The 803-nt window shown below is 53.5% G+C and carries 1 protein-coding gene; it reads right to left on the bottom strand.

The genetic code is table 11. The annotated features are described in order from the left end of the window. Positions 1-803: IS3 family transposase (locus tag HXZ99_RS12060; protein WP_194757544.1), on the bottom strand; the 803-nt coding region annotated here is incomplete at both ends.

Raw genomic sequence — 803 nt, forward strand, 5'->3', positions numbered from 1 at the left:
GTTGGCCCAACCGGCGTGCAGTTACGAACCTGACGCTTACCCCAGCGAACTGAGTGTCGCGCTTTCGCCGCTTCCATCACTGTTTTACGTTGCGCGAGTATCGCTTTGTCCTGGCCTGTATGGCGCTGCTCTGGAGTTACGAAGCGCAGCTTGCTGTGCTTGTGCTCGTAGTTGTACCAGCGTGTGAACTTGAGTACCCAGTGCCTTGCGTCATCAAGGCTTTTAAAGCCTGCTGATGGCCACTCAGGGCGGTATTTGCAGGTCCTGAACAACGATTCTGCGAACGGGTTGTCGTTACTCACTCTTGGCCGGTTGTACGAGGTGGTAACACCCAGCTCATAGGCTTTTTCACGCATCGTTTGTGCTTTCATCGGTGCACCGTTGTCTGAGTGCAGAACAAGCCCGGTGTGGGCACATTGTTCACGTAACAGCGTGCGTTGCAGCAGCTCCGCTGCTAGCTCACCGGACTCTTCAGCGTAGACTTCCCAGCCGACGATTTTGCGGCTGTATAAGTCTTCCAGCATGTACAGGTAAAAGAACTGACCCCTTACATTGCTAGGTAAATAGGTGATGTCCCAGCAGAACACTTGCCGTGGACCATTAGCCGTGAACGTCTGTGGCGTTTTTGCGACCCGAGGTGCAAGACTGCGCCCTCGGTGATTCAACTGCCCATATTGCTTTAACAGCCGGTAATACGTCGACTCAGAGCCATAATAGAGACCATCATCCAGCAACGCTGGTACAATTTGCGTTGGCGGTAAACTGGCGAAGCGGCTTTCGTTGCACACATCCAGAATGACCTG

Source organism: Aliidiomarina indica, assembly GCF_015354615.1.
GTDB classification, from domain to species: Bacteria; Pseudomonadota; Gammaproteobacteria; order Enterobacterales; family Alteromonadaceae; genus Aliidiomarina; species Aliidiomarina indica.